Annotated in this window: 8 protein-coding genes and 7 pseudogenes; 5 read left to right on the plus strand and 10 right to left on the minus strand. The window is 36.9% G+C overall.

The genetic code is table 11. The features are described 5' to 3' along the window. Positions 1-211: 211 nt before the first annotated feature. Complete coding sequence (locus KFE26_RS22250) at positions 212-751, minus strand: winged helix-turn-helix domain-containing protein (protein WP_212601747.1); 540 nt, start codon at positions 749-751, stop codon at positions 212-214. A 582-nt stretch (positions 752-1,333) separates the two neighbouring features. On the opposite strand from KFE26_RS22250, the pseudogene KFE26_RS24100 reads away from it, so the two are divergent. Next, positions 1,334-1,536 (plus strand): annotated as a pseudogene (locus KFE26_RS24100) (alkaline serine protease); the annotation flags it as partial. Between the two features lie 207 nt (positions 1,537-1,743). On the opposite strand, the pseudogene KFE26_RS24105 reads toward KFE26_RS24100, so the two are convergent. Continuing rightward, a pseudogene (locus KFE26_RS24105) lies at positions 1,744-1,887 on the minus strand (IS6 family transposase); the annotation flags it as partial. A gap of 130 nt (positions 1,888-2,017) precedes the next feature. Here KFE26_RS24105 and KFE26_RS22255 point away from each other — a divergent pair. Beyond that, a pseudogene (locus KFE26_RS22255) lies at positions 2,018-2,881 on the plus strand (IS5 family transposase). A 224-nt stretch (positions 2,882-3,105) separates the two neighbouring features. Here KFE26_RS22255 and KFE26_RS22260 read toward each other — a convergent pair. After that, positions 3,106-4,455, minus strand: coding sequence for an anthrax toxin-like adenylyl cyclase domain-containing protein (locus tag KFE26_RS22260; protein ID WP_212601748.1), 1,350 nt, complete (start codon positions 4,453-4,455; stop codon positions 3,106-3,108). A 1,030-nt stretch (positions 4,456-5,485) separates the two neighbouring features. On the opposite strand from KFE26_RS22260, the gene KFE26_RS22265 reads away from it, so the two are divergent. After that, the gene (locus KFE26_RS22265; RefSeq protein ID WP_212601749.1) at positions 5,486-7,600 is read left to right on the plus strand and encodes a hypothetical protein; all 2,115 of its coding nucleotides are present in this window, start codon (positions 5,486-5,488) and stop codon (positions 7,598-7,600) included. 163 nt (positions 7,601-7,763) lie between these two features. Beyond that, complete coding sequence (locus KFE26_RS22270; RefSeq protein WP_212601750.1) at positions 7,764-8,309, plus strand: winged helix-turn-helix domain-containing protein; 546 nt, start codon at positions 7,764-7,766, stop codon at positions 8,307-8,309. A gap of 477 nt (positions 8,310-8,786) precedes the next feature. Here KFE26_RS22270 and KFE26_RS22275 read toward each other — a convergent pair. The 5 genes and pseudogenes from KFE26_RS22275 to KFE26_RS22290 all read right to left on the minus strand — a co-directional run. Next, positions 8,787-9,565 (minus strand): annotated as a pseudogene (locus tag KFE26_RS22275) (IS30 family transposase); the annotation flags it as partial. An 83-nt stretch (positions 9,566-9,648) separates the two neighbouring features. Beyond that, positions 9,649-9,957 carry a hypothetical protein gene (locus KFE26_RS22280; RefSeq protein ID WP_212601751.1) on the minus strand — a complete coding sequence of 103 codons (309 nt, stop codon included), beginning with the start codon at positions 9,955-9,957 and terminating at the stop codon, positions 9,649-9,651. Positions 9,958-9,989: 32 nt separating this feature from the next. Beyond that, complete coding sequence (locus tag KFE26_RS22285; RefSeq protein WP_212601752.1) at positions 9,990-10,184, minus strand: chorismate mutase; 195 nt, start codon at positions 10,182-10,184, stop codon at positions 9,990-9,992. A gap of 754 nt (positions 10,185-10,938) precedes the next feature. Beyond that, a pseudogene (locus KFE26_RS24435) lies at positions 10,939-11,073 on the minus strand (IS5/IS1182 family transposase); the annotation flags it as partial. Beyond that, positions 11,058-11,926 (minus strand): annotated as a pseudogene (locus KFE26_RS22290) (IS5 family transposase). The pseudogenes KFE26_RS24435 and KFE26_RS22290, both read right to left, overlap by 16 nt. Positions 11,927-12,003: 77 nt before the next feature. Between KFE26_RS22290 and KFE26_RS24440 the strand changes: the two are divergent. Beyond that, a pseudogene (locus KFE26_RS24440) lies at positions 12,004-12,151 on the plus strand (IS982 family transposase); the annotation flags it as partial. 13 nt (positions 12,152-12,164) lie between these two features. Here the strand turns inward: KFE26_RS24440 and KFE26_RS22295 are convergent. Continuing rightward, positions 12,165-12,941 carry a substrate-binding domain-containing protein gene (locus tag KFE26_RS22295; protein ID WP_212601753.1) on the minus strand — a complete coding sequence of 259 codons (777 nt, stop codon included), beginning with the start codon at positions 12,939-12,941 and terminating at the stop codon, positions 12,165-12,167. Between the two features lie 498 nt (positions 12,942-13,439). After that, positions 13,440-14,276 (minus strand): hypothetical protein, encoded by an 837-nt coding sequence (locus KFE26_RS22300; protein WP_212601754.1) that lies wholly within the window; start codon positions 14,274-14,276, stop codon positions 13,440-13,442. Between the last annotated feature and the right edge of the window lie 165 nt (positions 14,277-14,441).

Consider the following 14,441-nt stretch of genomic DNA (forward strand, 5'->3'; position numbering starts at 1 on the left):
ACGTTTGTTGTTGTAATCTCTCCTTTCATCAACTTCATTTCAACCACTTATCAATAACATTCTACTTTCACAAAATAACTTTTCCCAACACATAAATTATAATTTTACTAACCAAACTAAAAACTATCAATAATTAGAAATAATTTGACTATACACAAAAAACTACAAACATAAATTATTTAATAATATAATCCGAATTTAGGTGTAATTACTAACCTATTATATTAAATAAAAAAATGAACCCGCTTGTTATCAAGCTTGCTAAAATAGAAGAAGTAAAGCACACTAATAAAAAAATCATATTTAAAGAAAACTCTGCCCGAACTGCTCCAATAGCAATCGAAAACATGGCTGAATCGTCATAATGTTTAGATTTACATTCCGTTACGCTTTTTACTTCAATTAGATTGAAGTCCTCAGTAAAGAATACATCAAATGTACCGTCATCGATAATTAAAACATACCCTTCACCAGAAACTGTCTTTATCTCGCATGTCAAGCCGTCAAATAAACAAAGTGATTTTCTCAAATTAGAAATCGCTTTTGTTAAAGAGGTTTCCCCAACATACACATTATTCCAAACTGTCTGTTGAATACATTCCTTGCGTACTACACTATTTACATCATCACACAATAATTTTAGTATACTAGACTCTCTCCCTCCAATATTCACCACATGCTCATTTTTATAAATTTGTCTTTTGAGCGGGTTGAAACTGATTTGATGTCCTAACGCGTACTCTGTTATCATATTTACACCCTAGATGAATAGTTCTAGCTAGCAAAGATTAAGACTTGCCATACTAACTACCTCATTAATTCAACTAAAACTTACATCCATTAATTAGCAATATCCATATTTTATTAAGAACAATTTTTACAAAAAATACTTGATAAAACTAAATAAAATAGATCATTCATCAATCATTAAATGGATAATATTTTTAATATACACTTGAGCACTTTTTATTAGTCATTATCCTAGAGCACAGCAAGCTACTTATATATTGAAAATAATAAAGTATTTATACATCAGAATTAAATTCCGGACCTCATCTGGCTTCAAATATAGCAGCAACTCTAACAGTAAATATAATCAATTAAGTTTAATCAGTGATTCAATCATACTTACGCTATATTGAGGCCCCCATTTTCGTGGGGGGGGGGCCGATTCACTATAATCCGCATTTTTCAGAGGTAAAATGGTAGGTTTACTCCTCTGCGTTTCAGCCATAATTCTGCAGCTAATTTCGGCTGTTTAATGCTTAACAGCGGTCGAATTGCTACATATTCAGATAACTGCCAGCCGTTTTTAAATTGTTAACCCCGAACTGCACTGGTATGGTCTAACTATTCACAATGTACATGTACCCAAATTCGTAGCGCGTTAAAAGCTACCGCAATGGATGCAGGCAACGCAGGTAAAGATAACAACTTTGGTCACGGTATTGTCAACGCACAGGCGGCCGAGCCTACCTCACCACCAATGGCTGTTCAGGTAACGAATCACCTAAAGGCATAACGATAATATTCTAGCAGCAGAAACCAGCACGAGTGCTGGTTTCAGTTAGCCAGGTTCTCAGGGCCGGAGCATACTCTGTTAAATTGATTTAACATCTGCAAAAATCATCATTTCCCGATATTCATCACTGAGTAAAGAGCGATGTAACTTGGTTCTGTCGCAAACTGAGATCTTTGCGCTCTAAATTGAGGGGCAGGATCCCTCAGATACAATTACGCCGCTTAAGAATAAAATTGTTCCCATTGGGCCATCATTTCAGTTGTGTCCATTTGTCCCAACTTAATCATGGACCAAAGTTCAACGCTAGCCAGTGTCGACTCTGCCCCTTTCCAGGACTCCCAACCCAAGCATTGATGCATTTTACCGTCGTTGTTGAACAAATCAGTGAACTAATTGGCGTTGCCGTGATCAGATCTCCTGACTCACCTTCAGGACGGCAACATGGGTAAATCAATACGCAAAATCGTTAATTGAAAGCAATAAAACCAAGCGTTATTGAACCGTGGGTCGCTCACCTTCTGGGTGGATGAAGCTGCAGTTAAAGCGTGGTACTGCCATGAACATCATGGCGGGCGTGGTCGCGGGTTTAGCTATAGTGATGTGGCGATTGAAACCGCTTTGATGGTCAAAGGCATCTTTAGTTTATCGTTGCGTGCGCTAGAAGCGCTTTCTCAACTCTTTGTTTACGTTGATGAGTGTGCCACTTAAATCACCCGATTACACTTTTATCAGTAAACGCGCTAAGACAGTCAATATCAAGTACCGCAACCCCAGTCGTGGCTCAATAAGGCATGTGGTTGTCGATGTCACAGGACAAAAAGTCTTCGGTGAAGGGGAATGGAAAACGCACAAGCATGGCAGCGAAAAACGCCGCACATGGCGCAAGTTGCACTTAGCCATAGATGTAAGCAATCACGAAGTCGTTGCAGCAGAAGTCAGTCTTGTGTCAGTAGGGATAGTGAAGTACTGCCGACTTTGCTCAATCCTTTACGGCGAAAGATAATGCAGGTATCGGCAGATGGGACTTATGATACAAAGGGTTGTTATCAATTACTGCGACGTAAAGGCTGCAAAGCTACCATCCCACCACGCTCAAATGCGGGGTTATGGGAAAAGGGGCATCCACGCAATGAAGCCGTAGAAGCGCTGAAAACGGATCAGCTGAAACAATGGAAAATCGATAACGGCTATCACCAGCGCTCTCTAGCAGAGACTGCCATGGGCAGATATAAACAGTTGAATAGTCAAATGCTAAGTTTGCGTGACTACAATGGGCAAGTCGCAGAGACGTTGGCTGGTGTGAAAGCGATGAACAAAGTCATTAGATTGGGTATGCCCGTTCGCCAGCAAGTTGCTTAATCGGCCAGAAGTCTTGGAACGATTACGTTTTATGAAATGATTTAATCAACAACGCCCATTTAATTTACTGCACTTCGTGAATATTAACACTTTATTTTCATAAATAATAAATAAAGTTAATTGGCTTCTGTGATAAAAACATCAAGGTCTTTAGTGCGGTGGTGTCGTATCTGAAACAACCGCAAAAAATTGCAATAAGAGCTTTGAGCAAATGATTGCCTTATTTACCTCTCCTTAGGTGGGACTGACGCTAGTGAGAGCATTTGACTGACAACTCGCGCAGCCTGATGGAAAGACATTTTTTTAACAGCCGCTACGTTTGCTTCCCATTTAGGATTTATGGGTACATGAAAGCCCCAATCTTTAGCATGTTGAATGAATTCTTTTAGTTTATCCGCGTTATCAATAATATGTATACTATCGTACCCAGAAAAGCCCTCAGGCATAAACACAGTAATTGGATAATTGGCATTTGGGTCTGTTGCGGGACTGCCTGAATCTGCGTTATGGTGAACAACGGGGAACCCATCTCCTACTAATGCCTGATTGATAACATCAATCATCTTAGCTATTCTTGGCGTAGCATTACCTATTTCTTGGCCATAACTACCTTTTGTTTCCTCCTCTTTTTTGAAAAATTCTTTTGGGGTAAAATCTTTGCTTGTATGACGAGCATAATTTTTCTTGTATACATCTGAAACAGAGTCAAAATGAATCATTTTAACTGGCAATTTATCTGCATTTTCAAGCTCAAGTTTCTCTGTTTCAGGTGCAATAAACATGAGGTCATAATCAGCAGTTAATGGAATTTCACTTTTAGGATCGGCAAGTACATTGAGAGGTTCACCCTTAAAATTAATATCATAACTACCGTTTTCATTTTTTATCGCAACGTAATCTAAACCATTAGATGAAATGATAAAGCTGCTTGAAACTGAAGGATATGAGATTATTCCTTGTTGCTTTAAAAAATCTAGCCTTTGCTCAGATACGGAAAGCTTGACAACTTTTGCAGCTCCACTCTTAACGCATTCAATGACACTTTTATTATATTTATTTACTTTTGCATAAAATTCGCTAACGTTTGAAAGCTTGATATTGTGTAGTTTACTTAGCTCCTGATTAAAGCATATATTCCCAGCTTGGGGACCATGATTGGCAGACTTCCCCTTAATTAGATATCCTTTAGTTGGATGACCACTTTCAATTAAACCAGTAGACATACCATCTACATGTCTAAACGCAATGATCTGTTGTGTATCTGCGGCTACCTTCTGTAAAGGTAATAAATGAGATTTTACTATACCTGTTTTACACCCGATAGCATTAATAAAATCAGGTGTTAATGTGTTTACAGTCCTGTTTCCCGCTTCAAGTTCTAGTTTTTTTATGGGACTTTGAGTCTGGCAAAGCGTTTTTATATTATAATCTCTTGCTTGTCCAAAGAAAGGTATAGGACTTTTTGAAGTGTTTCGAACACTCTTAATATCAAGAAAGTTGTTGGCAGATGATGCCGAATCATTTGTTTGTGAAATGGAAATGACATCCGCTTTAAATATGTTAGTTTTCATCATGACCAACAAAACCACCAAATAAGATAAGATAAGATAAGAATATTCTTATCGATTAGAATAACTATATTAAGTCGACATATCCTACACATGCGAGAATGAGAGATTCTGAAAGTTTAAATAGATTTATTCAAGAACAAATAATGCCATTTACCCAGCAATAAAAAAAGCGATTATTCGTGAAAAATTACGCTACCACATCTATGCTACATTGAGTAGCAATCCTGGTGAAATGCGCTAACATCATAAGCGCTATCGGCTTAACTACCACAAGCATTATAATATTCGCGGCATTGCAGGAATGCCCTCCCACTACGACATCAATGACTTCTAAGTGATGGACGGCAACATAAAATGTAACTTAAGCCATATTCGTTCTTTCGCCCCCTTCCTTACAAAATTTTCAAACACATTCACAGAGCACGCTTTTAATGTTGCCTCATCGCAAACACGCGCAGCTACCCCTCGCGAATATTGCAACGGTGAGAGCATTTGCTGCCTGAGCTCATTACCGCCGAAGTAAATCACAGCATTAAACTTTAAAATCAGTAACTTACAAAAAAAATAAAGCGAATTACTTAAGGCTAAGAATATAGTCAGTTACTAAAAAATACTTATAAGTAAGAAAAACTGAATATCAGGATAAACTTAATATATTATACTTAATATAACCTTGGTGTTACATTTTAGCAAGAATTGGGTTGCGCCTTAAATATTAGCAAAATTTAACAAGCTTAATTTCAATTTCATATAACTTCATATAACTTCATATAACTTCATATGGATTTCCAACATCAACTAGATAAGGAAGTAATAAACAATAATCTTAAATTAAAAATTCTTCACAAAAAATGCTTATTCGATGGTAAAGGGGAAAATATTTTACTGCCTTTACTTACAGCTTTACTTATTTATAAAGGTAATATTTATGTGTAAATACTTAAGAAAAAACCAACACGCAATAAGTGCACCGATAGCTCTAACTCTAGCTGTTAGTATGTATAGCTTTAGTGTATTTTCTAACGAATATGATATGACTAAAGATACTCGTGGCCTAAGTGGTGACGTTAGGACTAAAACTTGTGTAGTCGTCAACGGCACACTACCTAAGCTCGAAGCAGAACTATATACTGCGATTGATGATTATCGAACAGGAGAGAAGTTAACAGGCTCTAGGAAAATTGAAATTCCAGCAGGTTCTTATAATAGAACTTCTTTCTGCTCCGAACCTGAAAATTTAGGAGAGATATATAATGAGGGAAATGTTATTTATGGTTGGGAGATAACTGATTCTGACACAGGTAAAGTTTATTCTAACTTCGAAACCATTTCCACTTTCGATGGTGCAGGATCCACTAATGATTGGGATCTAAATGAAAAGGGGCAATGCGGAGTACAAGGAGATTATGGTGTATGGATGGGATTTAAAGGAGTAAGCACCTGTGGAAAGCTAGAAAATATAGATGATGAAGAATATGTCACAGTATATTATGCACCTGACCTCTCAAATGTAAAACCTGAGTCTTCTGATACAAATACTTACAGGGTCAATTTCGGCATGCTAATGGCTAGTTTCGACGGACTAAGATACTCCGATGGTCTTGCAGGACTGCAAGACCTATTTACTCGACCAATTGGAGAAATAATCAGGAAAGCCGATCAGATTGGTCAACAAAGTGAGCTCGTTGGGAAAATTTCAGTTCATCTTCCAGATGGTACAGAAAAAGTGTTATTAGACACTCATGGAGAAGTTTTACCGGTTAATTTTTTGGAAACAAATTTACAATCATTCACTTTTTCACTTCCAAAATCGGCTTCTACACCTCAAGTGATCTCAATTGAATGCAATGTATATGAGCAGGATGAAACCAGAACAGCAGATGATGCAATCTGTAGTGGTACTAAAGACTATATACTGAGCAATGTTAACTCACTCAAAATTCCGCCAAAATCAGGAGATGTGGGCGATACTGTAGCCCAATTACTTAACGGGCTTGGATATGAAAAATTCACCGGTATTCAAGGTTGGGGTTCACTCAAGGAAGTTGTTAATAATTTATTAGAATATCCGCCTGAGACTTGGTCACTTGGTTATTTTATTGTACATCCTGTAGAGTTAAATAATATTTTAAAAGGAATATCTGGCATATATATGATAGATGCCAATATTGAAAAACTTGATAATTACAGTAGTGAGGTTACATCAACTAATGTCAGTTGGGACTTTTATAATTCTGGTACTAAAAGTCCGGGAACAGAAGCATATGGGCAATTTTATTATATGCCAAATGCTTTTGCTTCTGATGTAAATGGTCTAGTGGGATTGGCGATGGAAGGCATGACTCTCAGTGTTCTATTAGACTTATTAGGTATAGAGATTGATGAGCAGATAATTGAAAAAATATCTACATTTCCGATTCCATTTTATCGGGGCCAAGCTATTCCACTATTCAATCTTAATAGAAAAGATGCATTGAAATCAGATTACCAAGCTGCTGAGTATAGTAAATTCGATCTTGTTGCAAGTCATATAAAGAGTAATAGTTTAAGCATAGAAGATAGCGCTCGTGGCGCATATTTTATCAATTTTTGGGAGAGAGATGGTGAGAGTGCTATCGAAGTCGATGATTGTCTGGCAAAAGGTAATGCTTTTGGATTACAAAACACTCTTAGTGGCGAGATAAGATTTGATGACTGTAATTATTCCACTGAAGGGGTTGATGATCATTATGTGAATGCTAACCTTAATGCTACTGACACAATAAATGAAATTGACAATGAGTTTATTATCGAAGGTGAACTCACATTTTCGACTAGTGATGGCGCTGGAGGGAGTTTTGAATCTTTCGGACATGTAACACTAAATAATGATAAAAAGGAGTTTTTTAGTTCGAGTTGGGACGCAGATTCAACTGCGGTGAAGGATGGGGAGTTACAGCATATTCCTTTTAGCAGCACATTCAAATCGAATGGTAACCCTATGATAAATCTTTTTGTTGAAATATCAGAGTCCGATACAGGAGAAGATGACGAGATTGCAAAATTAAATCAAACCATTGTCTATGAATTTGGTATTGAAAAAACAGTTATTCTTGGTAATGTAACCTTAACTTATAAAGTATCCAAAGCAGCACAGTCTAAAAATTAAGTAGAAACTAAATATTTAAATAGCTATACCATTATAGATGGTGTAGCCATTTATACAATAAAATGCCGGAATGCAGATTACCATTCAGCAGATTTTTATTTAACTTTTACAATTTAACATTTAGTCTTGTTACTAAAAAACTTTATCAAGCCAGGGTACAGATATGACAAAAGAATATACATTAGGAAATCGAATTAGTTTCAACTTGCTTAAAAGACAGCTTCATAAAGATGGACATGTGGTGAATATCGGTGGGCGAGAAGCAAGGATAATGAAGTTGCTGTGTGACAATATAAATTGTGTCGTGAGTAAAGGATATATTCAAGATGAAGTTTGGAGTAACGTGCATGTCGGGGAAACATCATTAACAAAAGCCATATCAAACTTAAGGAAATCACTTTATCAATTTAATGATTTGGCATGCGAAATTAAAACAATTTCTGGAGAGGGATATATGTTAATCCAAGATGAAAGTCTTCTTATTAGTAAAGAAAAGTCATTTACACTTGATAATGAAATGATCACACAATTTAATAATGAACACTCTGACGGACAAATAACAAAGCCTTTTAGAGAGGAAACATTAGAATCAATACAAGAAGAGTTCTTCATAAATAAAAATTACTTATTACTGGTGTTATTTATTCCATCTATAATAGCGACTATATTGTCTACAGGTATTATCACTCTTCTTAGCATAGTAAATTAGGTAAAACCCTTCTAGCATTACACACTCTAATTTAGTTCCAACAACTAACTATCGATATCTATACGTTTTAAGTGGTGTGACAGTACGCATTTCCCCGGAATAGGCTGACAGAAGCACCCACTTATTATATATTAAGATAACTTTACGACTCTCACACTTCTAACACTGACTTTTTGTTCAACAGATACATTCTAAATATTGTCAATAAATTTAGAATGTAATGACATTAAAGCTTTACCGATTTAATACCCTGCACTCCTACAGCACTCACTCACTTACATATCATTACATACTGATATTCACTTACAATTTCTTCTTAACTTTGGTTAACTCCAATATTATCGACGCATCAAAATAGAAACAAAACTGCCCCTTACCAATGAAAACACTAATGTACTTTATAAAATAATATATACTACCTACACCTAATTTTCTATGATTAGTCCCAAATTCAACTCCGAAGTCGACACTCGCTAATTAAGCCGCTAGCTGGTTAAACACTACCGCTGGCAGCTTAAACCTCAAACATTCCTTAGGTCGATAGTTTATCCTGCCTGAGCAAATTCGATTAGTTCATAACTCTCCAGCCTTAAATCAACCCCTTTTTAATATATTGCCTCAATAAACCTTTGGCGTTTTCATTTGCGCCTCGTTCACAAGAACGATAAGGATGCGCAAAATACACCTTAGTATCCAGTGCGTTTGCTATCTCTTCATTATTCGCAAACTCTCACCATTATCCGCGGTTATCGTTAACACATGCGCCTTGTGCGGCATCAACAGATCGATTGTGGCACTCGTCACCTCTTCCGCTGACGTTGACGTTGACGTTGACGTTGACGTTGAGTTTACTTTCTTTATCAAATAAAACCGTGTCTTAAGCTCTAATATTGTCACCATGGTCCCTGTTCCATGCCGACCCAATACCGAATCAATTTCCCAATCACCAAACCGTTCTCGGCTATCGACAATTGTGAGTCTTTTATCAATGGACACCGCATTTGTTATCGTTGGTGCTCGCGCTGCTTTTCCGCCACGTTAACGCTTATGTCCTTGATGTAAATGACGATAAAGTTTGCCGCCATTACGTTTATAACACGCTATATAGCGATAAACCCACTCATGGTTAACAGGCTCTTTACAAGACTCAATACATACGAAATCTGCTCTGGACTCCAATCGAGTTGCAGCAATAGCAGCATGGTCTCTATTCGCCGCTCAGGTATCATATATTTAGCCGATTGACACCTAATTGTATGCAAGATTATTTTTTAGTGATAATGACTAAATATTAAATGGAATTTAATTTTTTATAAGGTATCAGGTTATATGTTTAAAATTATTTTTTGGGCTCTAACGCTCTAATTTTTAATAATGTCTCATAAAGATAGACTTTATCATGCGACTCGAGTTTAGCGTGGTTAAGTTCTGTCAGTAAATTCTCCATTTTTTTATTTTCTAATTGACCTTCTTTCATTATATCGATAGCGATGTTATTAATGATGCGATTGCTTATGTCCATGATTTCAACTCTGATGCTAGCTAATGGGAGAGCCCGAAATTGAGGTTCTGGATTTGTTAGCCAATCTGCTAAATAGCGATACTGGATTGCTTTTGCTACATCCATCTGTGCTTTTATAAATGGCATTATTGATGAAGCATCTAAGCCTATCGTACGAGCTAGATCTTGTGTATGTAATAAAATTTTTCTTCTTGTTCTTGATCTTCTATTTCTATGTGGTGCGCAGCTTTATATGCCGCAACATCTTTCATATAAGAAAATCGTTGATTAATAAGAAAAGAAAGTGATTCATCTGATGCATTGCTTGAAATAGGTGAGATGAGCGATAATAAAAATAACATCTTTGACTTCATTCTTTTACTCCTTTAAATGGCTTTGTTTCCTAAAAGCACAAATAACTACAGAGTGCTTCCTGATCGCCAGTATGGCGCTTAAAAACCTTGTTTCATCGTCAGTCGTTTATCTGTAATCAGAATATTATTTTGATTTAAACCCGACAAACATTGGATTTCACTATTAGGAAACAAAGCCCCTTTAAATTTCAAATTTTACTGGATAATACTTTATCAAGTTTTATCGCAAGATTAAAAGCTATTTTTAGACTTTTCATTTTTTACTTATAAAATACAACCATTACCTTTATATGGCTTTTGCATTATGCTTTACGTTTCGTTTGTAGCAATTATGTTTATTCCACATGGGGAGGGGTAAAAATGTTAAAATATAATATGATAAATAAATGCATTCGTTAATGCAGTGCTTATACCAAATTTTTAGTGACATATATTAATGAACTTTCCATTTTATGATGTATAAAATCACTACATAATTTTCATTGTTGGAAGTCTATATCCATTTTTTAACTGAAATTGAATAGTATGTTCAAATCAATCCTCATTGATATGCCAGAGAGATATGCCTGAATTGCTACTTTATCAGTCCATTTATTGCCTACTAAATCGTTTCACAAACCCAAATGTATAATATTGACTTTATTCTTCAGTTTTGATTTCCATCATGGTTAGGGATTCTATCCCGCAGACCTTAGCTAGGCGTTGTTGATTAAATCATTTCATAAAAGGTAATCATTCCAAGGCTTCTACCCGATTAAGCAACTTGCTGGCGAACGGGCATACACAGTCTAATGGCTTTGTTCATCGCCTTCAAACCGGCCCATTCCTCTGCAACTTGTCCATTGTAATCACGTAAACTTAGCATTGGACTATTCAACTGTTTATATTGGCCCATTCCTCTGCAACTTGTCCATTGTAATCACGTAAACTTAGCATTGGATTATTCAACTGTTTATATCGGCCCATGGCGGTCTCTGCTAGAGAGCGCGCTGGTGATAGCCGTTATCGATTTTACATTGTTTCAGCTGACCCGCTTTCAGTGCCTCTACGGCTTCATTGCGTGGATGCTTACCATTACTCCCATTTGAGCAGAATGAGATGGTAGCTTTGCAGCCTTTACGTTGCAGTAATTAATAAACAACCCTTTGTATCATAAGCCCCATCTGCCGATACCTGCACTATCTTTCGCCGTAAAGGATTGAGCAAAGTCGGCAGTACTTCACTATCGCCTACTGACACAAGACTGACTTCAGCTGCAACGACTTCGTGAGTGCTTGCATCTATGGCTAAGTGCAACTTGCGCCATGTGCGGCGTTTTTCGCTGCCATGCTTGCGCGTTTTCCATTCCCCTTCACCGAAGACTTTTTGTCCTGTGACATCGACAACCACATGCCTTATTGAGCCACGACTGGGGTTGCGGTACTTGCTATTGACAGTCTTAGCGCGTTTACTGATAAAAGTGTAATCGGGTGATTTAAGTGGCACACTCATCAACGTAAACAAAGAGTTGAGAAAGCCTTCTAACGCACACAACGATAAACTAAAGGTGCCTTTAACCATCAACGCGGTTTCAATCGCCACATCACTATAGCAGCTAAACCCGCGACCACGCCCGCCATGATGCTCATGGCAATACCACGCTTTACTAAATCTTCATCCACCCAAAAGGTGAGCGAGCCACGGCTCACTAATGCTTGGTTGTATTGCTTCCAATTAACGATTTTACGTATTGATTTTCCCATGTTGCCGTCCTGAAGGTGAGTTAGGAGATCTAATCATGGCAACGCTAATTAGTTCAAAGATTTGTTCAACAACGTCGTTAAAAATCTTCTCTCAGATAGAATATCTCCAAACACCGCAGGCTCAATATAATGACTACGATCGCCTATCAATTGAAAGAGAATAAGCCACAACTTAACATCACTAACACGGAGTTTAATGTTATTGCAGTTATGGCTTGTTCATAGAGATCAGGTTAATTTATAAGTTAAATTTATCTGACCATCCAAACTGTTGAAAAATATGCTTTGCTTTATCACCCTTTAGGTAATTAGCAAATTGCTGACTCTCCTTACTCGCATTACGTTTTAACACTATATTAATGTCTCGATAAACCACTAAGTTTTTTTCGATGGTGACGACATCTCCAAAGTCAGGATTACTTTTAGCCCAATCTAACCAAGTGACCCAAGCATCAACCTTGGGATCCTCCAAGAATGCTTTTCGAGCACCGCCACTATTTGGAGTAAACAGCACTATATTTTTTCTGAAATTAGTGACTAGATTGATATCGCCTGTACGACCCATCATATCTTCCCAGATCCCGGTACCGGAGGTATTGCTAACACCAGCACCATCTGGGATAACGATGCCTATTCCGGGTTTTGCTAAATCTTTTAATCTTCTGATTTGTTTAGGATTTCCTTTTTTTACTAAAATGATAGCGGGGCGCAAATACAGAGGAGTTATAGTGTGAATATCAAAATTGTCAGCATGACCCGTTGTAATCGCAAGAGCAGACTGTTCTGAAGCCCCAAACAGAATATCTGCATTTTCTTTTGCTTTGTCATTCCAAGTTGCTTGAGGACCAAAGTAGACGTTTACTTTAATACCTGTTTCAGTTTGGAATGCTTGACCGACTTTAATTAATGCAGTATGAGGTCCACCTGGACCATACAAGTTAACATCAGCCAAAGCGGAAAAGCTTGGCAGAATGACAAACAAGCCTGCGGCCAGTATATTTACAGTAGTTTTCATTTATCTTCCTTATAATATTAATGATTGATTAATCAAGACCTCCTTAGCGTTGAATTGATTTCAGGAAAATACACTTTATTTGCAAATCTTTATTCGAGGATAAACCCGATAACATCAGAGCTTTTATTGCTGAAATGTTGTCTTTATGGGGTCTTTACACACCGAACAGTTAGCACTTGTCATAAATTGATTGTATTCTAACGCCAACCGTCTAGAACCACGGTGAACTGCTCCTTGAGCTGCAACACCAGTCTTGGACACCGAGTTAAGTGAGTACAATCACTACCGAGATAAACCATGACAAGTCAGAAAAAAACTATTATCCATTATCCTGAATTTAAAACAGTCAAAGATCTCAGCAAAAAATAGACAATGCCGATTTAAAACTATATCGGCATTGAATCGTTTTATTATGGAGTTCGAGGAATGCATCGAGATACAATTACATTAACAATCAGTTACACAGAATCTGTTACCCCCTCCAGATAGAATACAATATTACTTAAATGAATTAACGTAATTCGTTATTTCATCTTGATTCCTCTTTGTTATACTTCCGGTCCATGTGAATTCTCTAAAAAGTGTCAACCCTGGATTTGCTTTTAATAATTTATCGATTAAATCATTGTTTTCCTTATATTTTAATGCGTTATTGTCTTTATTATCATCAAGCATTTGATGACAATATATTCCGCAAACTTTTACTTTTTCGGTACCATCATAACCTTCATAAGTCCTGATGTTTGGCTTCCCTACTACCAGAATTTCGTTATATTTACCTGTAGTGTTATTGATAATATCACTGGGTGTATCAATTTTGGCATATGTCCCACCTTCAGGAGTGTAGCCGCGCTTACCTTGGCCTTTGAAGTAACTTTCTGTAAGTGCATAGGTATTTTTGAGCTTCCCGGGTTCATTTCCAGCGTGATTTTGAAAACTCACATCGTGTCGGGAGGTTGAAATTATATTTTGAGGTTCTGCGGCAAGTATCAAACCTACATCAGCCCATTGTGATCTTAAGTGTTCTCCCGTTTTAACAACAGAAGTGCTGATAATATCCCATGAGGATAATAGCGTTTGAGCATTCTGGGTTAATAATGGTGATTCATTTTTAAAATCACGAACGGTATGCACTAAAAATTGCGTGGGGGCTATGTTAGCAGTGTTAATTGAAACACGGCCACTTTTATTAAAAGGATCTATATTTTTCTTACAACGATTTACAGTTTTAAGCGTTTCTTTTTTCAGTTCGTTCCATTGAGGTAAAGCCGATGTATGACTTTTATCACTCTTTGAGAAAATACTGGAGTTAATTGTTTGACCAAAAATACGCATTATTATCACCATGTTTAAAGTTTAAATAAAAAAATAGTCAGGTATTCATTGTGTAAAGCTTAGCGCTCACTAGAGATTAAATCCAAAAGTTCCAAAAGAGCATTTCGTATATTTTATGCTTGGAAAAGTGCCTCCATGTGTTTCCCAGTCTTATGATATCTATAT

It is taken from the genome of Shewanella sp. M16 (genome assembly GCF_018224605.1).
GTDB classification, from domain to species: Bacteria; Pseudomonadota; Gammaproteobacteria; order Enterobacterales; family Shewanellaceae; genus Shewanella; species Shewanella oncorhynchi.

Bases quoted from the DNA above. Each gene is read 5' to 3' on its own strand.
- KFE26_RS22250 (WP_212601747.1), bottom strand. From the start codon at position 751: ATGATAACAGAGTACGCGTTAGGACATCAAATCAGTTTCAACCCGCTC.
- KFE26_RS22260 (WP_212601748.1), bottom strand. From the start codon at position 4,455: ATGATGAAAACTAACATATTTAAAGCGGATGTCATTTCCATTTCACAA.
- KFE26_RS22265 (WP_212601749.1), top strand. From the start codon at position 5,486: ATGACTAAAGATACTCGTGGCCTAAGTGGTGACGTTAGGACTAAAACT.
- KFE26_RS22270 (WP_212601750.1), top strand. From the start codon at position 7,764: ATGACAAAAGAATATACATTAGGAAATCGAATTAGTTTCAACTTGCTT.
- KFE26_RS22280 (WP_212601751.1), bottom strand. From the start codon at position 9,957: ATGCCATTTATAAAAGCACAGATGGATGTAGCAAAAGCAATCCAGTAT.
- KFE26_RS22285 (WP_212601752.1), bottom strand. From the start codon at position 10,184: ATGAAGTCAAAGATGTTATTTTTATTATCGCTCATCTCACCTATTTCA.
- KFE26_RS22295 (WP_212601753.1), bottom strand. From the start codon at position 12,941: ATGAAAACTACTGTAAATATACTGGCCGCAGGCTTGTTTGTCATTCTG.
- KFE26_RS22300 (WP_212601754.1), bottom strand. From the start codon at position 14,276: ATGCGTATTTTTGGTCAAACAATTAACTCCAGTATTTTCTCAAAGAGT.